This is a genomic window from Streptomyces sp. NPDC002868 (genome assembly GCF_055563295.1).
In genome coordinates, this window is sequence record NZ_JBVHDR010000001.1 from 1,240,871 (window position 1) to 1,258,093 (window position 17,223).

Below are 17,223 nucleotides of genomic sequence, written 5' to 3' on the forward strand. Positions count from 1 at the left end.
CAGCGGCACGGTCGGCAGTAGGGGCGCGAGGGACTCGGCTGTCGTCACGTCGCGTCACGTCGCGTCACGTCACGTCACGTCACTTCACGTCGCGTACGAGCCCGAGAGCCCTTACGAGCCCGAGATCCACCGGCCGGACGCCGGCCACGTCGCCATCGACTGCGCCCCTGCCCACGGCCGGCAGCACCGTGCCCGGTCTCAGCGCACAGCCATCGGCGTCGTCCTCCAGCATCCGAGGCTCGCCGCCGACCCACGGCCGCCGCTGCGCGAGCTGATCGCTGAGCCGCTGCGCGCGAGGGTCGCCGAAGCCGAAAAGCCTTAGGCGCAACCGAGTTGGCGCAGGCCGTCGGCCTGACCGACGAACTCCTCGCCCGCCGCCGGGCGGCTTGCGCCCCCACGACTCGCCCTCCCGGCGGCCCCCCGGCTGACGCCCCGGTGACAGCTGGCCGAACTCTTCCCCAGACTCCGCCCCTTGGCGGCCCCGGCACGCATACTCCACGGTGTCCCGTCCCACCCGTCCCGCCCGGAGTCACGATGCCGCTCACCACCCGTCGCAGAGCCGTCACCATCCTCGCCACCGCCCTGGCAGGAACCGTTGCCGCACCCGCGTACGCCCACGCGGCCGAGAGCAGGGGACACGGCCCCCTCCGCCGAGCCCACGCCCACAACGACTATCTCCACCAACAGCCCCTCCACGACGCCCTGTCGCACGGCTTCACCAGCGTCGAGGCCGACATCTTCCTGGTCGAGGGGGACCTGCTCGTCGCCCATGAGCCCGCGGACCTCGACCCGGCCCGCACGCTGCGCTCGCTCTACCTCGACCCGCTGCTCGCGCGGGTGAAGGCCAACCACGGTTCCGTGTACCGCGGTTACCACCGACCCTTCCAGCTGCTGATCGACATCAAGACGGACGGCGTCGCCGCCTATCTCGAACTCGACCGTCAGCTGCGGCACTACCGGCGGATGCTGAGCAGCTACTCCCACGGCCACGTCCGCCTGGGCGCCGTCACCCCCGTCATCTCCGGCGACCGCGCGGCCCGCGTTCCCATGGAGGCCCAGCGTGTCCGGTACGCCTTCTACGACGGCCGGCTGGACGACCTCGGCAGCGCCGCCCCCGCCTCCTTCATCCCGCTGATCTCCAGCAACTGGACGCAGAGCTTCAGCTGGCTCGGTGTCGGCCAATTTCCCGCCGCCGAGCGGGAGAAGCTGCACGCGATCGTCGCTGCCGCCCACGACCGCGGCCAGCGCGTCCGCTTCTGGGCCACCCCCGACGTCGCCGGGCCGGAGCGCGACGCTCTGTGGACCGAGCTGCTCGCCGCCCGCGTCGACCACATCAACACGGACGACCTGGCCGGCCTGGAGCGCTTCCTCCGCGCCCGCGGCCGGTAGGCGGGAGCCCGCGCCCAATCCCCGCCACACATCACCCGTACGCGGACACGCCAGTCGGCCGTATGGGCCCTCCGCTGCGCCAGACTGACCGCCGAATGCCGCAATTCCGCGCGGCGGAGGAGGTTGGCGATGGCCATTTCGATCTCGATGGTGCTGCTTCTGCTGGTGCTCGCAGTGATCTTTCTGCGCAACGGCGGACTGAAGCTCTCCCACGCGATTGTCTGCGCCCTGCTCGGTTTCTTCCTCGCGGGCACGAGCATGGCGCCGACCATCCAGGACGGCATCGCGGCCACCGCCAACGTGGTCGGCAGCCTCAGGCCGTGACGTCCGCCGGCAGCTCGAAGTAGCTGCCGCCGACGTCGTCCACGTGCACCACGTGCCTGCCGACGCGGACGATCTGCGCCGGCCCCACCCGCCAGGAGCCGCAGGCGCCTTCACTGTCCGGCATCGGCGTCCACACCTCGAGGAGCGTACTGCCGTCGGGGTTCACACCCGTCTCGATCATCCGGTCACCCGACCGCTCCAGCGTTCCCGCATCCTCGCCCGGCTCCCCGACGTCATGGTGGAAGTGGACCCGTTCGCCGTCGTACGCGGTGACGCCGGCGAAGCCGCGGTTGTCCGCGTAATAGGCGTCGACCTGGAGCCAGACCACGTGCTCGTTCTCCTGCAGCGGTCCGTTGTTGCGGCTGATTCCGGCGCGCAGCCATGCGCCGCGAGTGGGGGCGTTCACGTCTCCCAGCATGTCAGCCGGCGCGCGGCCGCCGTCGACTTCACCATCGGCCAGCGCGGCGCATATGCCGAGGTCGTCAACGTCATCGTGGCGGTACGGGACCGGGACCGACACTCGGGCCGCGGCCGAGGCTCAGCCCTCCACCACATGCGACCGGATCAGGAACCGCACCCCCTCCGGTGCCTCGAGCGAGAAGCCGCTGCCCCGGCCCTCGACGACATCGACGACGAGCCGGGTGTGGCTCCACACCTCGTACTGACTTCTGGAGATCCAGAACGAGACCGGCTCCTCGACGCCCTCCACCCGGAGGGTCTCCAGGAGGACGTCGGACTCGCCCGTACGGAATTCCCCGTCCGGGTAGCACATGGGCGCGCTGCCGTCGCAGCAGCCGCCCGACTGGTGGAACATCAGCGGACCGTGGGCCGCCCGCAGCCGCCGCAACAGACCGGCGGCTGCGGGGGTCAGCTCCACGCGCGGGGACTGTGTCATCCGTCCAGCAGAGCACCGGCGAGGTTGCAATGCCGTTGCGGCCCGTTCGCGCAGGATTTCTCCTCGGGGTGTCGAATGCGCGCGATCCCGTTCGACATACCTGTGAAAGCGCCCGTGGGGGCGCGCCACGCACCCGGAGGAACGGCCATGCGGAAGATCATCTACTGGGTCCACACCTCGCTCGACGGACACATCGACGGCCCCGGCGGAGCCTTCGACTGGCCTGTCCTCGGACCCGACCTCGCCGCCTATGGCGACGCCCTCAACGAGCGCGTAGACACCTTCCTCTACGGCCGCGTGGTCTGGGAGATGATGTCCGGCTTCTGGCCCAACGCGGAATCGATGTCGAACGACCCGCACGACCTCGCCTTCGCCCCTGTCTGGCGGCGCACCCCGAAAATCGTCTTCTCCAGCACGCTGCAACAGCCCGAGGGGAACGTCCGCGTGATCGACGGAAACCTCGCCGAAGAGGTCACCGCCCTGAAGCAGAGCCCGGGCAAGGACCTGCTTCTCACGGGCGGTTCGACCCTGGCGGGCGCTCTCACGGAGCTCGGCCTGATCGACGAGTACCACATCGTCGTACACCCGGTGGTCCTCGGCGGCGGCAGGCCGCTGTTCCGCAAGCCGAAGGAGCGACTGACCCTCCAGCTCGTCGATTCGCGTTCGTTCGACTCGCGGACAGTGCTGCTCCGCTACGAACGCCCACAGGGATGATTGCCTGACTCCAGGGCGTTGAGCCTGCCACGAGAACTCTTCGATGATGGGATGGGATGGCATGCCGCTTGAGGGTGAGTACGAGCCGAGCCCGGAGAAGTGGGTACGCGACCAGGTAGAGATGTACGAGAGCTCCGGCGGCACCAAGGGCACGACGATGCGGGGCATGCCCGTCATCGTCCTGACCACCCGCGGCGCCAAGAGCGGCAAGATCCGCAAGTCCCCACTGATGCGCGTGGAACACGAGGGCACGTACGCGGTGGTCGCCTCGCTGGGCGGTGCGCCCAAGCACCCGGTCTGGTACCACAACGTCGTCGCCGACCCACGGGTGGAACTGCAGGACGGCCCGGTCCGCAAGGACATGAAGGCCCGTGAGGTGAAGGGGGACGAGAAGGCCCTGTGGTGGGAGCGTGCGGTCGCGGCCTACCCCGACTACGCGGACTACCAGAAGAAGACGGACCGCGAGATCCCGGTCTTCGTGGTGGAGCAGACGGCCGAGGAGCACTGAGCCGGACAACGGAGGACGGAGGACGGAGGACGGAGGGCGGCCTTGGACCGGCAGGCAGGCGGTCCAAGGCCTGCGGCCGCCTTCTGGGCCGGCGGCTCGCTCCGCTCGCGGCGCGCGGCCTCGGCTCATCGCCAGCCGTGTGCTGTGCCGTGTCACCGTGCCGGGTCTGGGCAGCTACTCGCCGACGAGCTTGAGCCGATACCTTTCGGTCAGTTCGGCGACCCACTCGTCCGAGAACCCGAGACCGTACTTCTCGCCCAGCTCGGCGCGCCGCTGGACGAACTCGGCAGGATCGGCCGCCGTCTCGGCGACCGTACCCATCTCTTCGAAGAACCGCTCGAAGCCGGCCGGGGAGAGGATCTCCAGAATCCTCGCCGGTTCCGGTCCGGCGTTCCAGAAGGTGTGCAGGATCCCTCGCGGCTTGAGGATGTACGAGCCAGGGCCTGCCGTGGCCTCCTGGTCACCCACCCGCGCACCGACGTTGCCCTGCAGGACGTACGAGAACTCGTCCTCGCGGCTGTGCACGTGCGGCGGTACGAGACGACCCGGCTCGATCGGGTGCTCGACGACCGAGAACTGGTTGCCGGTCTCCTCCCCCCAGATCTTGAAGTCGACCCCTATGCCCGCGAGCCAGATCGACTTGCCCTCGGCTGGTTCGATTACGAAGCGGAGAGCCCCCATGACGGCCTCCAGATGTCGTATTCGTCATTTTCTGCCAGCCTATGCCTGGTATGCGGGGGGTGCCCAGCGCGAGCCTGTTGTGTCACGGATCCTGGCTCAGCTGTCGCGGTCAGTCATGTGAACGCGCGGTGAGCAGGGATCTCCGCTTCGGTCAGTCGCCGAACATCCCGGCGAACGGATCCGGCTCACCTGTCCAAGGGTCCAGGCCTTCTTTCAGCAAGCGTGGCTCCTCGCGTCAGGTCAGGAAAGTCGCGGGTTGCTTTCCCCAGAGGGGGAGGCCGCCGAGGGGGCAGTCGTCGAAGTCCGCTCGCAGTATTCGCGAGAGGAACTCCACCATCCCGCAGTCGCATCGGCTCCACAGGCTGTCTTCCCTGTTGTGCACGAGGACGGGCCACGTGCTGGGGTCGTCACCCGAGGCGTCCCAGCACAGGATGTGCGCGCCGGCCCCCCCACGCGATCAGCTCAGGGTTCGCCCCGGCCGGCTCGGGTGACTTCGGCACCCGCGCCCATGCGTTCTCGGCATTCACCGTCTCATGGAGCATGCCGCCAAATTCCGACTTCGGCCGTTCCCCTTTCGGTTCGGGCTCCTGCACCGTCAGATAGTTCTCGATCGCCCCAGACCCGTACGACTCGATGAACTGCCTGTAGTCGGGAGGGAATTCCTTGCCCCACGACTCACTCAGCCGACCCCAGTCGACCGACGCATCACTCTCGGCGGTGGGCGGCATGAGCCCCCGAAGCGTTCCAATTCAGCCACCGCAGCCACCACTTAGTCCTCTACGGGTCCACATCATTGCGTTGCCCGGTTGCCGTTCTTCCTGTCGACTCGGCGGCGACGACACCGTCCGGCAGTATCCGCCTCAGGACGAGACCGGAAGGATTCGGCGGGGCGGCACCGTGCGTGGGTGGCCGGGTCGGCGCCACTCGCGCGGGTAGCCGACCGAGACCTCCTCGAAGCGGACTCCGTCGTACACCGTCGACCGGGGGATGTGCAGGTGGCCGTAGACCATCGCCGCGACATTGAAGCGGCGGTGCCAGTCGGCGGTCCGCTCCGTACCGCACCACAGGGCGAATTCGGGGTGGTGCAGCACGCGCGTCGGCTCACGGACCAACGGGTGGTGGTTGACCAGCACGACGGGTATCGCCGGGTCCAGGGCGGCCAGCCGTACCTCGGTGTCCTTCACTCTGGCCTCGCACCATGCCTCCCGGCTCTCGTGCGGATCGGGATGCAGCAGGAACTCGTCTGTGCACACCACGCCCTGCTCGTACGCCGCCGCGAGCGCTTCCTCCCTGCTCAGTCCGGGGCTGGTGCGGAACGTGTAGTCGTACAGCAGGAAGAGCGGGGCCACGGTCACCGGACCCTGGGGGCCGGGCCAGACCGGGTACGTGTCCTCGGGGGTGACGACGCCCAGGCTTCGGCAGAGCTCGACCAGATACTCGTAGCGCGGGACGCCGCGGAGCTGGAGCGGGTCCTCGCGCGGGGTCCACAGTTCGTGGTTGCCGGGTGCCCAGACGACCTTGGCGAAGTTCGAGGCGAGGGTGCGCAGCGCCCAGGCGATGTCCTCCGACATCTCGCCGATGTCTCCCGCGACAAGGAGCCAGTCGTCCTCCGACTCGGGGCGCAGATCTGCGACGATCTTGCGGTTTTCCGGGTAGGAGACATGGAGGTCACTGATACCCAAGAGACTTCCGGGCGTGTGTCCCACCTGCTTTTCTTCCTCTCGACTCAGTGCGAAACGTGACGGTGACCGGTCGAGGCCGGACCGCCCGCCAGAATCGCACGCATAGGCGGGACGGCATAACCCCCAGCGTCCCAGGGGCAGTTCTTCGCCGCGTTGCACTGCTCGAAGCCGGGCGCGCTGACGGCGGCGGGGCGGTGTTCAGCTGCCGGGTGCCGGGTGCGACGTGCGGGCGGCGGGGCGGTGTTCATGCCGGTCTTACTTGCTCAGAGCGCCTGACGCGCGGCTCCTTCACCTGAAACAGTGACCACGGCATGATGTTCGGCAGAGGACATTCGCCCAGCCCTCTCGACGCGTAAAAAACTGCCCTTCCTCGATCACACCAGCAAGCCGTCTGCCACAGGACGTGTGCCTCTAATGCCACCCTTCGGATGACAAGACCGTCGATCTTGCACCTGATGGGACGTCATGCCAGTACCGTCGCCCAGTGGGTAGTGCTTCGCTGGTGACGGGCCGGCTTCCGGCCCTGATTCGGTGCCGAGGGAGTGTGCGGAGGGGCGTGCGTGAAGGAACGAGACAGGGCAGCCCAGCGGGACGGCGACGCGGGTGGATGGCGCCGGGGTCGGGGGCCTGAATCTGGGCTCCTGCTGGAACGTGAGAGCGAACTGCATGCCGTCAGCGACGCCTTGGTCAGCCTTTGCGGCCAGAAGGCCGCGAGAAGCACGGGCGGCGGGCTGGTGGTGTTCACCGGGGCGGCCGGGCTCGGCAAGACCAGCATGCTCGCGGAAGTACGGCGGATGGCCCTGGAGCGCGGCTGCGGGGCCCTGTTCGCCAGGGGCGGCGAACAGGAGGAGGGTCTTGCCTTCCACGTGGTCCGCCGCCTGCTCCAGCCTGCGTTGGCCGCGCTGTCCGAAGTGGAACGCCGTGAACTCCTGGGCGCGTGGTACGAGATCGTCGGCCCGGCGCTGGGGCTGTTCGCGGCTCCGGATGATGTGGCGCAGGGGAAGGACGGCGAGAAAGCCGCGCTGCCGGACCCGCAGGGAGTGCGGGACGGCCTCGACTGGGTGGTGACCCGTCTGGCGATGCGCGACGCGCCGCTCGTGCTGATCGTGGACGACGCGCACTGGGCCGACGGCGAGTCGCTGGCCTGGCTGGCCTCTTTCGTTTCCAAGGTTGAGGACCTGCCGCTGCTGATGGTGCTGGCCTACCGGCCCGACCAGCTGTCCGAAGAGGCCGAAGGACTCCGCCGGATGGCCGGGAGGAACGGTGTGCGGCCACTCGGCCTGGCCGCCCTCACCCAGGAAGCGGTCGCCGAACTGTTGCGCCGGGAACTCGGTGAGGATGCCGAGTACGGGTTCTGCCGCGAGTGCTGGGTCGTCACTGGTGGCAACCCGTACGAGGCGGTGGAGCTGACCGCCAAGGTACTGGAGCGCGGCATCCTGCCGACCGACGAAAGCAGCCCTTTGCTGCACGATCTGGCCGCTGCTGTCAAAGGCAGCGGTCTGGTCGCCCGCCTGCGGCGGATGGGCCCGACGGCTGTGCGGCTGGCCTGGGCGGTGGCCTTGCTGGGCACCGAGGCCCCACCCCAACTGGCCGCGAACATCGCGAGCCTGGGCCCGGCGGAAGTGGCCGACGCCGCCGACCGGCTGCGGGCCGGCCGCATTCTCACCGGCAGCGACACTCTGGAGTTCGTCCACCCGCTGATCGCCACCGCGGTCTACCGGGCGATCCCGGGAGCGGTGCGGGTTGCCATGCACGGCCAGGCCGCCTGGGCGCTCCTCGACGCCGGTCAAGGCCCGGTCGCGGCGGCCCGTCACCTGCTGGAGACGCAGCCGGAGCGAGATCCGGCGGTGGTGAAACACCTGCGCGACGCCGCACGGGCCTATCTGCGGGCCGGCGCGCCGGATGCAGCCCGCCGCTGCCTGGCAAGGGCTTTGCAGGAGCCTCCCCCGGCCGATGTGCGCGCTGCCGTGCTCTACGAGCTGGGTTGCTCATCGCTGCTGCACTCGCCCGTAGCCACGGTCAATCATTTGCAGTCGGCGTTGGAGGAGCCGCAGGTGCCACCTGCCCTGCGCGAGGGGATCACCCTGCGGCTGGCCCAGGTTCTGGCACACACCGACCGGCTCGCGGAGGCGGCCGAGACGGTTGCCAAGGAGGCGCACGAGGCGGTCGATTCCCGGGCCCGGCTGCGGATGCAGGCCTGGCATTTCATCTGGTCCGCCTTCCGTGTCGACGAGCCGGACTCCGCCGCGCGCTCTCGTCGTCTGGCCCGCCTTGCTGATCGACTGACCGGCCGAGATCTGACGGAACGCTATATTCTGGGCCTGCGGGCGTGGGACGCCATGGTGCGCGGAGAGCGGGCGGACACCGTCGCGGACTATGCCGAGCGAGCCCTGCGTGACGGGATGAGCTGGACCGACCCGGACTGGGGCTTCGAGGTGCCGGTCCTGGTGGCACTGACGTTTATGTACTGTGACCGGCCACACCGCACGGAGGAGCTGTTCGCCGCGGGTATCGCGGAGTTCGAGGCCGCAGGGTGGCGCGGCGCCCACTTGTCCTATGGCTACGCACTGCTGGGCTACGTCCGCTACCGACGGGGCCGGCTCGCCGAGGCGGAGGACTTCGCCAGGAAGGGGCTGCATGTCGCCGAACGGCTGGGCGAGGGCGTGAGCGCGCGGTGCAACGCCGTGGCCATCCTCATCGAAGTGCTGCTGGCCAAAGGCGAGATCGGTGCCGCACAGGAGCTGGCCCAGAGCCATGCCTTCGGAGATGACTTCCCCAGGGCGATGATGTTGCCGCCACCGCAGGCGGTGCGCGGGCAGCTGCACCTCGCCCAGGGCCGCACCAGGGAAGCGGCGAAGGACCTCGCGGCAGCGGGGCAGAGGCTCACAGCGCGAGAGATGATCAACCCGACCTTGAGCCCCTGGCTCGGCCATCTGGCGCTGGCCGAAGCCGAGGGAGACCTCGAAAAAGCACGGGCTCTGGCCCTGCAGGAGGTTGACCGCGCCGAGCGTGCGGGCATCGCCTCACAGGTGGGGATGGCCCTGCGCGTCGCGGCAGGCCTCACCGAAGGTCCCGAAGGCCTGCGCCTGCTGGAACGGGCCGTATCCTGCCTCGAGCAGTCGCCGGCAGCCTATGAGTACGCACGGGCACTGGCGGATCAGGGCTCAGCTCTGCGGAATGCCGGGCGGATCGAGGAATGCGCGGAGCAGCTGCATCTGGCGATCGATCTGGCGGCGCAGTGCGGGGCCGATGCGCTGGTTACGACGGCCAGTCGCGAGCTTGCCGGCCTCGGGCTGCGACCGCGACGACTGCGCGCAGACGCGACGGCGGAGGCACTGAACCAGGAGGAGCGGGAAGCCGCCGAACGGGCCGCGCTGGGCAGTTCCAATGAACTGATCGCGGAGGAACTGCGGGTGGACGATACGGAGGTGGCCCGGTTGTTGTCCTCCGTGTACAGAAAGGTCGGGACGGACAGAGCCGGCCTGCGGCGGGCTCTGAGGCTGCCGGCACCCAGATCGCTGAGCCTTGTTCCCTCCCGCGCGGATCCGGTCGGCCCGGAGGTCTTCCGGCCGGGGGCGGGCAAGTGAGGGGAGGGGTAGTGTCCGGCTCCCCAAGAACTGACATCACCCCCTGGCGGGTTATGTGCCGGGGGAAGCGGTGAACGACGTCGGGCCACCAGGGCGCAGGGTGACGGTTCCCGTGGTCAGCGGGTTCCAGACGAAGCCGGATCCGTGGTAGCGAGGACTGGTGCACGACCAGTGCCAGTTGCCCGCGAGCATGTTTTCCAGGGCATCGAGGTACGCGTGAACCTCCGCAGTGCGAGCGGTGCTGGCGAGCAGGTGGTCCCGCAGGACTAGGAATCGGCGCTCTGCCTCCTCGATCCTCCGGCATATCCGGTCAACGGCTTCCTGCAGAGCCACGTCGCCTCTGTCGCACAGGATGAGGACGGCGTTCATGGCCTCGCCCCGGTGCTGTTCGTAGGCGAAGGTGAACAAGTCATTGACGAAGGTGAGGTGTTCTGCGACCTCCCGCTGAAGATCCCGGAGTTCCGGCTCGGCGAAGAGGGCCTCGGGCAGGTCGACGCCCACTCCGTACTCGGCCATCGCGCTGCACAGGTCGGCACCTACGCTATGGGCACGCAGCTCCAAATAGCTGGGGAGATCGGTGAACCCGCCCCCGTGCCGTGAGGCCACCTCTGCCACGAAGCTGCGAAAGAGGATTTGCAGCGACGCGAACAGACGCTGCCGTACACCGGGAGCCGCCTTGGCCGTGATACGGCCCCAGACGTCCGAAAGAGCGGACGCGTACCCGGGCCCCTCAGCGGACGGCACTGGCTCGCCCTGCAGAACGGCGTCCAGCTCTCGGGCGAATTCCGCGGCGTGTGCTTCACTTCGGCCGGCATCGTGCGGGTTGGGCAGAACATCATCGATGCGGGAGATCACCGCGGACAGGTCGCAGAGGTCGCGCATCCTGTCATAGGTCGCTTGCGGCCACACCAGACACGGGAAGAGGCAGGCGTACTCGAGGAATCGCTGCCGCTCCTCGGCTCCGGCGAACGGGAGATGCGCGCGGGACCAGCTTCCGGAGTTCTTCTGCAGCTCGGGGGACTGGGGATGGTAGCGCGCGGGAAGTCGGCTTGGGAGGTGCGGCAGGTGAAACTCGTACATCGTCGCTGTCGATGGTGGGACGTCATCCGAAGCCGACGTTCGGGTGTTCCCGGCGGCGTGTTGGGGCGTTAACGGAACAGACGTCTGCTTTTCCGGTCCCGGGTGGTGGTGACGGTCTTGCTGCGTGAAGGCTGCCACCCATGGGGCTGGGATCCACTTGACCGCCTGCCGGAATATCCTGCGCGGCACGGCGCTGCCCACTTCGCCGACGGATGCGGGGCGGCCCCTCCGGACCCTCCATCGGCTGATCCCATCGGGCCGTATTCGCCCCGGTTGGCCATTGCTGTCCGTCATCGTCCTCATTACTGATGCTCCCTCAACTACCCCGCCGACGGGCCGATTTCGCACATGGACTCGGACTCGGTAGATGGCTTCCCTGTCCGACAGCGGATGACGCACAGGCGCGCCTCCTGGCGCGGGGTGGATGCCCAGGTGGACCGGCTCCCAGCGGTGTCGTGCCGCCCCAGGGGCCTCACGCGTCACCGGCCGGCCGGCGCCCGGCCCCGACCGAGCAGGTTCGTCTCCTCGGGACACTCTCGGCCCGGCGGCGCCGTCCTGGCACCCGAGCGCGGATGTCCTGATCACCTAGACTCGGCGAATGGCGAAGTATTTCGACGTGCACCCCGAGAATCCTCAGCGGCGCACCATCAGCAGTGTGGCTGACAGTATCCGTTCCGGCGCGCTCGTCGCGTACCCGACGGACTCCTGTTACGCATTGGGATGCCAGCTGGGCAGTCGTGACGGCATCAGCCGGATCCGGTCGATCCGGAACCTCGACGATCGTCACCACTTCACCCTTGTGTGCCAGAACTTCGCGCAGCTCGGTCAGTTCGTACACGTCGACAACGACGTGTTCCGCGCGATCAAGGCAGCGACGCCCGGCAGTTACACCTTCATCCTCCCCGCGACGAAGGAGGTGCCGCGCCAGCTGCTGCACCCGAAGAAGAAGACGGTCGGAGTCCGGATTCCTGACCATGCCGTAGCTCAGGCTCTGGTCGCCGACCTCGGCGAGCCGCTGCTCTCGAGCACCCTGCTCCTGCCCGACGAGGACGAGCCGATGACACAGGGCTGGGAGATCAAGGAACGGCTCGACCACGTGGTGGACGCCGTGGTCGACTCGGGCGACTGCGGCACCGAGCCGACCACGGTCATCGACTTCTCCAGCGGGGAAGTCGAGATCGTACGCCGAGGTGCGGGCGACACCGCGCGGTTCGAGTAGCCGCGTCGATGGCATCACCGGCGGCCGGGCCGTCGAGCGGTTCGCGCGCCGTGACGCCGACACGGTCGCGCTCCCGGTCCGCCGGCCGGTAGCACGTGTGATCAGCCGGCCGTCGGGTACGGCCTTCTGGCGGCCACCACCACTGAATTGACGGGACGTCCGCTCAGATGCCGCTCAGCCGACCGTCCGCGGCGAGCCGGTCCAGGACGATTCCGGCCGCCTCGCTCACCCGATGGCGGTCGCCATGGGTGAGCCAGGCGATCTCGGCGATCTCACTGTGCGGTGCCGGCACCCCCAGGTGGTCGGCGGTGTGGCAGGCGATACGGACGATGGTTCCTGCCGGCTCGCCATGGGCCGGGGCCCGGACGGTGAACGTCGGGGCGATGCTCCCGGGAACCAGCTCGACGCCCAGTTCCTCCCGCACCTCCCGGAGCAGGCTCTCATGAGCGCTCTCACCGGGCTCCGGCTTGCCACCGGGAAGGTAGTAGGCGTCCTTTCCCCGGGAGCGGACGACGAGAATCCGGCCGTTCTCCAGCCGGACCCACGCCACCTTCTCGATCACCTCGGTCATACGTCCGTGCCGAAGAACCGGTCGCCGAAGTCACCGATGCCGGGAACTATGTAGGCGTTCTCGTTGAGCCGCTCCTCGATGGAGGACGTGACGATCCGCACCTTCGGATAGCGCCGGCAGACCGCGCTGATGCCCTCCGGCACGGTGATCAGGTTGACGAAGACAATGTTCTCCTCCGCGACGCCCTTGTCGAGCAGGAGCTGAATCGTGGCGAGCGCGGTTCCGCCGGTGGCCAGCATGGGCTCGAGGAGCAGAACCTGCCTCTCGGCGATATCGCTGGGAAGTGATGTGTAGTAAAGGTGTGGGAGTTTCGTCTTCTTGTCCCGCTGCATGAGTATCTTGCCGATACGAATGGATGGGCAGACGGCACGCAGCGGCCCCTCCATGCTCTCTCCGGCGCGGACCACGGACACCCCGCAGATGCGCGAGGGAAGACGAAGGCCCTCGTAGGTCGCGCCGACCGGCGTGGTGACCTCGCACTTCTCCAATGGCAGGAGATTGAGGCCGGCTTCGATCAGCATCCGAATGATGCTTTCCGACGTGAGGACGAAGTCGTCACGGCGTGCGTTCCGGTCACGGATGACGGTGTGCAGAGACCGCAGGTAATCGGTCTGGGGCAGTAGATGGACGTTACTGCCGAGATATTCCTCGATCGACGGTAATTTCGTGCTCAGCATGGTGTTCGGGTCTCCTGACGCTCGAAGTCACTCGGTCGGCGGTTGTTCGAAGGACGGGGGCAGCGCAGGCGTGGCCGTGAACTGGGCGGCCGCGGTCCGGTAGATGGACCGACCTCCCGTTCGCTCCCACATCCTGCGCATGACATGGACGAGCTTGGGATTGTGCTCTTCCTCTTCCTCGAAGGACCGGGCGACGGTCAGCTCCCAGTCCGGGCGCCACGTCTCGCTGCCGCCCGCGTCGACCGTGTCCTCGAACGCGGAGTGCAGGGCCTCCAGCTTCGCCCGCTTCGGGAAGTCGGCGAGGGCGAAGACAACGCCGAGCATTGCCGTCCAGTAACAGGTGATGACGTACCGGTGCATGTCCTCGGGCAGGCGCGCGGCGATCTGTTCCATCGCGTGCAGGGACGTGATCAGATGCAGCAGCACGAAATCTCCCGGGCGGGAGAGATACAGCAGCGTGGCCGTGTAATACGACTGCTCCCAGCTCGTGGCGACGTCCTGGTCGGCGATCCAGGACGGCGTTTCGTAGATCAGCCGATGGCCCTCCGCCAGCATCCTGGCGTTGCGGTACTGCAGTCCGGACCGGGCGAGTTCGGGGTGAATGCCCTCCGGCACCCCCGATTCGGGGACGGTGCCCAGTTCCTGCGCCCACCTGCGGAGTTGCTCGCGGTCGTCGTCCCACGCGCCGGCGATACGCAGCAGGGAATCAACGGCCGACGCGCCGGCGTCCGCGGAGGACGCCCGTTCCGGGTGACAGGACACGTACGAGAACGCCATGTACGCGAGACCCTCGACGGTCATCCACCGGCTGCCTGCCTCCAGGGCCCACCCCAGGTGAATGGTGGCGTGCGTGAAGGCACCGACCCAGCCCGGGAGCAGCGTCGGCACATAGCGTCGCAGCACCTCGTCCATGCCGAGTTCCCGCTCCTTGCGGTCGAAGAACTCGCAGTAGGACGAGAAGCTGGTGCGCTGGCCGAAGAACTCCTTCCAGTTCTCCTCCGTAATGACGTACTTGGACGGCCTGGGCGGTTCCAGGCCGTATCCGTACGTCGTCAGCTTCGCGTAGTTGTCGTAATACTCCTTGATTCGATCCGGAGACGCCCCGAGCAGAGCCAGTGCGACCACTGCGTGCTTCGAGTGATTGCTGAGATGCCCGTTGAACTCGATGTGGTAACTCCGGTCGTCCAACAGTTGCTCGATCACCGGTGAACTAATCACTGCACTTTTTCCTTCTCGCGGTGTGACTGTGACAACCTGGACAGGTAGATGCCCAGCAGCACGATGACCACCCCTAGACACCGCAGTCCGTTGGGGGTCATTCCCTTGCTCTGCCAGTCGATCAGGACGGCCGAAATCATCTGGCCGCTGATCACCATAAGAGCGGCGTTCATCGCGCCGAGCCGGGGGAACACAAAGCTGCTGACGGCCACGAACAAAGCGCCGAAGAAACCGCCCAGATAGGCGGCCAGGGGCGGGGAGGAGCCGAACTCCCATTGGCCGAGGGCTGCGAGGATCACGGTCAGGAGGAGAAAACCCACGACGTGGTTCCACAGTGATGCCCGGAAAGGACCGATCGTCGCACTGAGCCGACCGTTGATCGCGCGACTGCTTCCGATGACCGCGCCGTTGAGAAAGGCGAGGAGTACGTAGAGGATCACGGTCACGCTCCGCCGAAGATGATGAGAGCGCTGCCGGTGAGAACACAGAGGGCCACGACGGCGTCCATGGCCACGAGGCGCCGTTTCGGGGTGCGGAACAGCCCGAAGTGGTCCGACACGAGTCCGAAGACGATCTGGCCCACGAGCATGAGTGCGATCGTGCCGGACAGCGACAGACTTCCGTTCACCGTGATCGCGGCCAGTATCACCGTGAACGCGCCCGGGATACCGCCCAGATAGAACCAGAGCGGCGCCTTCACGCGCTCCTGCCCCTCACTCGCACGCGTCCGGCGGAACAGCCGAGAGGCCGCCAGCATCACGAGCAGCAGAGCCACCACCGCGCCGAGGCCGTGGGCCACCCACGAGGCGAACGTGGGGGTCGTGTACTTCGCCAGAAGGCTGTTGTAGTGGATCATCAGCGCGAGAAGCACACCTCCCGCGATGCCCAGCAGCCAGTCGGTCGAACGTCCGAACACTGTGACCACCCGTCAGCTCTGCGCCGATGCGGCTGTGAGGCGCGCCAGGACGTCGTCGAAGGTGTCCGCCAACCACGTGGGGTCGGCCGTCCGCAGTTCGTGCACACTGTGCACGCCGTACGTCACGGCGATCGACCGCATACCGCAGGCCCTCGCCATCAGCAGGTCGCGGGTGGTGTCCCCGACCATCACCGCCCGCTCGGCCGGTAGCCCCAGCTCGCGCAGGACCATCCGGCCCGACTCCGGGTGGGGCTTGGGGTGGGTGACCTGGTCGGCACCGACCACGACATCGAACAGGTCCCGCAGTGCCGCCGCCGTGAGCAGCGCGTCTGCGCTGGCGTAGAACTTGCTCGTTGCCACGGCGAGGGGCAGCCCCTGGTCGCGCAGAGCCGCGAGGCCGTCCGCGACGCCGGGGAAGAGCAGTTCCACCGCCCTGGGCAGCACGATGTCGCGGAACTTCTTCTGGTACTGCCGTATTCCTTCGGCCACCCGCTCGTCGTCGGGTGTGACGCCCATGAGCTTGCCGAACGCCTGCTCCAGGGGGAGGCCGATCGTCGCGCGGACCTCCGTCGGGTCAGGGGTGTCGAGTCCCATGGCGGCGAAGGCGGCCGTGAACGTGTCCACGATCCCGCGTGGTGTGTCGATGAGTGTTCCGTCGAGGTCGAAGACGGCTACGGCGGTCATCGCCCTCCTTCCGGCGCAGGCGTACCGGCCGGCAGACCCTCGGCGCGGAGCCGGGCGTGTGCCAGGGCGAGGCGGCCCGCCAGTTCGGCCGTGCTGATGAGGACGGACATGTTCGCCTTGGCGGAGCGGCCCTCGGTCACCTTGTCGACGGCGCGCATCAGGTACTTGGTGAGGCCATTGCCCCTGACGCCGTCGCGTTCGGCGGCGACCATCGCGTCGGCGATCGCGGCGTCGACCTCCCGGCTGTCGATCGCGTCCCCTTCCTTGATGGGTGTGGCGACGAGGAAGGAACTGCGGTTGCCGAGCGCCCAGTGGGTTTCGATGGCCCTGGCGATCACTGCCTCGTCGTCCAGCCGGTGCGGGCTGCGTATGCCGCTGGTACGGCAGTAGAAGGCCGGGAAGTCGTCGAACTGGTAGGAGACCAGCGGCACACAGTGCGTCTCCAGGAACTCCATGGTCAGGCCGAGGTCCAGAATGCTCTTCGCACCGGCGCAGACCACCGCCACCTTGGACCGGGTGAACTGGATCAGGTCGGAGGAGATGTCCATGGTGGTCTCCGCACCACGGTGGACTCCGCCGATACCGGCGGAGGCGAAGAACGGGATGTCCGCCAGCTCCGCAGCGACCACGGAGGAGGCCACGGTGGTGGCGCCCATGCCGCCCCGGGCCAGGACGACAGGCATGTCCCTGCTGCTGATGCACTCGTCCTTCGAGTCGATGACAGGCTGCTGTTCCGCGGCCCGTTCGGCCTGTCTCCCAATGCTCCGTGCCATTTCGGCACCGATCCTGCGTCGCCCGTGCGCGCCGGAGCCGCATATTCCGGCGACGGCCTCCCAGATGGGCCGACGGCCTCACCGCGACCTGCGCCGCCCGTTCGATGGCCGGTACTCCATGGTCGAATTTCGGCCGGTGCGCCGACAGTGAACCGCGTACCCGAGCACCCGAGCAGGCGCAGGAGGATGATGCGCGACGTTGTGAACTGCGTCAGAGCCTGGCGGCCGCCACACGAGGAGGCGGCGCCTGTAAGAAGAGAGGCGCCTGACGGGCATCAGTCCCAGTCAGGCGCCTCTTCGTCGCT

The 17,223-nt window shown here is 68.0% G+C and carries 20 protein-coding genes; 6 read left to right on the forward strand and 14 right to left on the reverse strand.

Annotated features, from left to right (window positions below; all coding sequences use genetic code 11):
- Positions 1-79 precede the first annotated feature (79 nt).
- Positions 80-328: a hypothetical protein gene (locus ACZ3H8_RS05740; RefSeq protein ID WP_467397790.1), complete on the reverse strand. Its 249-nt coding sequence runs from the start codon at positions 326-328 to the stop codon at positions 80-82.
- 206 nt (positions 329-534) lie between these two features.
- Here ACZ3H8_RS05740 and ACZ3H8_RS05745 point away from each other — a divergent pair, with 206 nt between their 5' ends.
- Positions 535-1,389 carry a phosphatidylinositol-specific phospholipase C/glycerophosphodiester phosphodiesterase family protein gene (locus ACZ3H8_RS05745; RefSeq protein ID WP_467397792.1) on the forward strand — a complete coding sequence of 285 codons (855 nt, stop codon included), beginning with the start codon at positions 535-537 and terminating at the stop codon, positions 1,387-1,389.
- A 129-nt stretch (positions 1,390-1,518) separates the two neighbouring features.
- Complete coding sequence (locus ACZ3H8_RS05750; protein ID WP_215089395.1) at positions 1,519-1,713, forward strand: hypothetical protein; 195 nt, start codon at positions 1,519-1,521, stop codon at positions 1,711-1,713.
- Here the strand turns inward: ACZ3H8_RS05750 and ACZ3H8_RS05755 are convergent.
- Both ACZ3H8_RS05755 and ACZ3H8_RS05760 read right to left on the reverse strand, forming a co-directional pair.
- Positions 1,703-2,119, reverse strand: a complete 417-nt coding sequence (locus tag ACZ3H8_RS05755) for a hypothetical protein (RefSeq protein WP_467397796.1) — start codon at positions 2,117-2,119, stop codon at positions 1,703-1,705. The two genes, ACZ3H8_RS05750 and ACZ3H8_RS05755, sit on opposite strands and share 11 nt — an antisense overlap.
- A gap of 132 nt (positions 2,120-2,251) precedes the next feature.
- Positions 2,252-2,608: a DUF779 domain-containing protein gene (locus tag ACZ3H8_RS05760; protein WP_307659640.1), complete on the reverse strand. Its 357-nt coding sequence runs from the start codon at positions 2,606-2,608 to the stop codon at positions 2,252-2,254.
- Between the two features lie 147 nt (positions 2,609-2,755).
- Between ACZ3H8_RS05760 and ACZ3H8_RS05765 the strand changes: the two genes are divergently transcribed.
- Together ACZ3H8_RS05765 and ACZ3H8_RS05770 are read left to right on the forward strand one after the other, a co-directional pair.
- The gene (locus ACZ3H8_RS05765; RefSeq protein ID WP_467397799.1) at positions 2,756-3,322 is read left to right on the forward strand and encodes a dihydrofolate reductase family protein; all 567 of its coding nucleotides are present in this window, start codon (positions 2,756-2,758) and stop codon (positions 3,320-3,322) included.
- A gap of 61 nt (positions 3,323-3,383) precedes the next feature.
- Positions 3,384-3,830, forward strand: coding sequence for a nitroreductase family deazaflavin-dependent oxidoreductase (locus ACZ3H8_RS05770; RefSeq protein WP_467397800.1), 447 nt, complete (start codon positions 3,384-3,386; stop codon positions 3,828-3,830).
- Positions 3,831-4,004: 174 nt separating this feature from the next.
- Here the strand turns inward: ACZ3H8_RS05770 and ACZ3H8_RS05775 are convergent, their stop codons facing one another.
- The 3 genes from ACZ3H8_RS05775 to ACZ3H8_RS05785 form a co-directional block, all read right to left on the reverse strand.
- Positions 4,005-4,511, reverse strand: coding sequence for a cupin domain-containing protein (locus ACZ3H8_RS05775; RefSeq protein ID WP_398983029.1), 507 nt, complete (start codon positions 4,509-4,511; stop codon positions 4,005-4,007).
- A gap of 407 nt (positions 4,512-4,918) precedes the next feature.
- Positions 4,919-5,239, reverse strand: coding sequence for a hypothetical protein (locus tag ACZ3H8_RS05780; RefSeq protein ID WP_467397803.1), 321 nt, complete (start codon positions 5,237-5,239; stop codon positions 4,919-4,921).
- A gap of 132 nt (positions 5,240-5,371) precedes the next feature.
- Complete coding sequence (locus tag ACZ3H8_RS05785) at positions 5,372-6,193, reverse strand: metallophosphoesterase family protein (protein WP_467397805.1); 822 nt, start codon at positions 6,191-6,193, stop codon at positions 5,372-5,374.
- Positions 6,194-6,753: 560 nt separating this feature from the next.
- On the opposite strand from ACZ3H8_RS05785, the gene ACZ3H8_RS05790 reads away from it, so the two are divergent.
- Positions 6,754-9,780: an ATP-binding protein gene (locus ACZ3H8_RS05790; protein WP_467397807.1), complete on the forward strand. Its 3,027-nt coding sequence runs from the start codon at positions 6,754-6,756 to the stop codon at positions 9,778-9,780.
- 51 nt (positions 9,781-9,831) lie between these two features.
- On the opposite strand, the gene ACZ3H8_RS05795 is transcribed toward ACZ3H8_RS05790, so the two are convergent.
- The gene (locus ACZ3H8_RS05795; protein WP_467397810.1) at positions 9,832-11,061 is read right to left on the reverse strand and encodes a terpene synthase family protein; all 1,230 of its coding nucleotides are present in this window, start codon (positions 11,059-11,061) and stop codon (positions 9,832-9,834) included.
- A gap of 397 nt (positions 11,062-11,458) precedes the next feature.
- On the opposite strand from ACZ3H8_RS05795, the gene ACZ3H8_RS05800 reads away from it, so the two are divergent.
- Positions 11,459-12,079 carry an L-threonylcarbamoyladenylate synthase gene (locus tag ACZ3H8_RS05800; protein ID WP_467397813.1) on the forward strand — a complete coding sequence of 207 codons (621 nt, stop codon included), beginning with the start codon at positions 11,459-11,461 and terminating at the stop codon, positions 12,077-12,079.
- Positions 12,080-12,242: 163 nt separating this feature from the next.
- On the opposite strand, the gene ACZ3H8_RS05805 is transcribed toward ACZ3H8_RS05800, so the two are convergent.
- From ACZ3H8_RS05805 to ACZ3H8_RS05835, 7 genes are read right to left on the reverse strand one after another with little or no spacing between them, the layout of a single operon-like run.
- On the reverse strand, positions 12,243-12,650 hold the full coding sequence (locus ACZ3H8_RS05805) for an NUDIX hydrolase (RefSeq protein ID WP_467397815.1): 408 nt from the start codon (positions 12,648-12,650) through the stop codon (positions 12,243-12,245).
- The gene (gene upp / locus ACZ3H8_RS05810) at positions 12,647-13,327 is read right to left on the reverse strand and encodes a uracil phosphoribosyltransferase (protein WP_467397818.1); all 681 of its coding nucleotides are present in this window, start codon (positions 13,325-13,327) and stop codon (positions 12,647-12,649) included. The genes ACZ3H8_RS05805 and upp overlap by 4 nt, the downstream gene beginning before the upstream one ends.
- Positions 13,328-13,354: 27 nt before the next feature.
- Positions 13,355-14,545, reverse strand: coding sequence for a questin oxidase family protein (locus tag ACZ3H8_RS05815; RefSeq protein WP_467397820.1), 1,191 nt, complete (start codon positions 14,543-14,545; stop codon positions 13,355-13,357).
- Positions 14,542-14,985 carry a DMT family transporter gene (locus ACZ3H8_RS05820; protein WP_467397823.1) on the reverse strand — a complete coding sequence of 148 codons (444 nt, stop codon included), beginning with the start codon at positions 14,983-14,985 and terminating at the stop codon, positions 14,542-14,544. The genes ACZ3H8_RS05815 and ACZ3H8_RS05820 overlap by 4 nt, the downstream gene beginning before the upstream one ends.
- 2 nt (positions 14,986-14,987) lie before the next feature.
- Complete coding sequence (locus ACZ3H8_RS05825) at positions 14,988-15,461, reverse strand: DMT family transporter (protein WP_467397825.1); 474 nt, start codon at positions 15,459-15,461, stop codon at positions 14,988-14,990.
- 12 nt (positions 15,462-15,473) lie between these two features.
- Positions 15,474-16,145 (reverse strand): HAD family hydrolase, encoded by a 672-nt coding sequence (locus tag ACZ3H8_RS05830; protein WP_467397828.1) that lies wholly within the window; start codon positions 16,143-16,145, stop codon positions 15,474-15,476.
- A complete protein-coding gene (locus tag ACZ3H8_RS05835) occupies positions 16,142-16,918 on the reverse strand; it encodes a pseudouridine-5'-phosphate glycosidase (protein WP_467397830.1) in 777 nt (258 codons plus the stop codon). The genes ACZ3H8_RS05830 and ACZ3H8_RS05835 overlap by 4 nt, the downstream gene beginning before the upstream one ends.
- Between the last annotated feature and the right edge of the window lie 305 nt (positions 16,919-17,223).

Coding starts and splice junctions, on each gene's coding strand:
- ACZ3H8_RS05775 (WP_398983029.1), bottom strand. CDS start 4,511: ATGGGGGCTCTCCGCTTCGTAATCGAACCAGCCGAGGGCAAGTCGATC.
- ACZ3H8_RS05780 (WP_467397803.1), bottom strand. CDS start 5,239: ATGCCGCCCACCGCCGAGAGTGATGCGTCGGTCGACTGGGGTCGGCTG.
- ACZ3H8_RS05830 (WP_467397828.1), bottom strand. CDS start 16,145: ATGACCGCCGTAGCCGTCTTCGACCTCGACGGAACACTCATCGACACA.
- ACZ3H8_RS05835 (WP_467397830.1), bottom strand. CDS start 16,918: ATGGCACGGAGCATTGGGAGACAGGCCGAACGGGCCGCGGAACAGCAG.
- ACZ3H8_RS05745 (WP_467397792.1), top strand. CDS start 535: ATGCCGCTCACCACCCGTCGCAGAGCCGTCACCATCCTCGCCACCGCC.
- ACZ3H8_RS05765 (WP_467397799.1), top strand. CDS start 2,756: ATGCGGAAGATCATCTACTGGGTCCACACCTCGCTCGACGGACACATC.
- ACZ3H8_RS05805 (WP_467397815.1), bottom strand. CDS start 12,650: ATGACCGAGGTGATCGAGAAGGTGGCGTGGGTCCGGCTGGAGAACGGC.
- ACZ3H8_RS05770 (WP_467397800.1), top strand. CDS start 3,384: ATGCCGCTTGAGGGTGAGTACGAGCCGAGCCCGGAGAAGTGGGTACGC.
- ACZ3H8_RS05760 (WP_307659640.1), bottom strand. CDS start 2,608: ATGACACAGTCCCCGCGCGTGGAGCTGACCCCCGCAGCCGCCGGTCTG.
- ACZ3H8_RS05800 (WP_467397813.1), top strand. CDS start 11,459: ATGGCGAAGTATTTCGACGTGCACCCCGAGAATCCTCAGCGGCGCACC.
- upp (WP_467397818.1), bottom strand. CDS start 13,327: ATGCTGAGCACGAAATTACCGTCGATCGAGGAATATCTCGGCAGTAAC.
- ACZ3H8_RS05750 (WP_215089395.1), top strand. CDS start 1,519: ATGGCCATTTCGATCTCGATGGTGCTGCTTCTGCTGGTGCTCGCAGTG.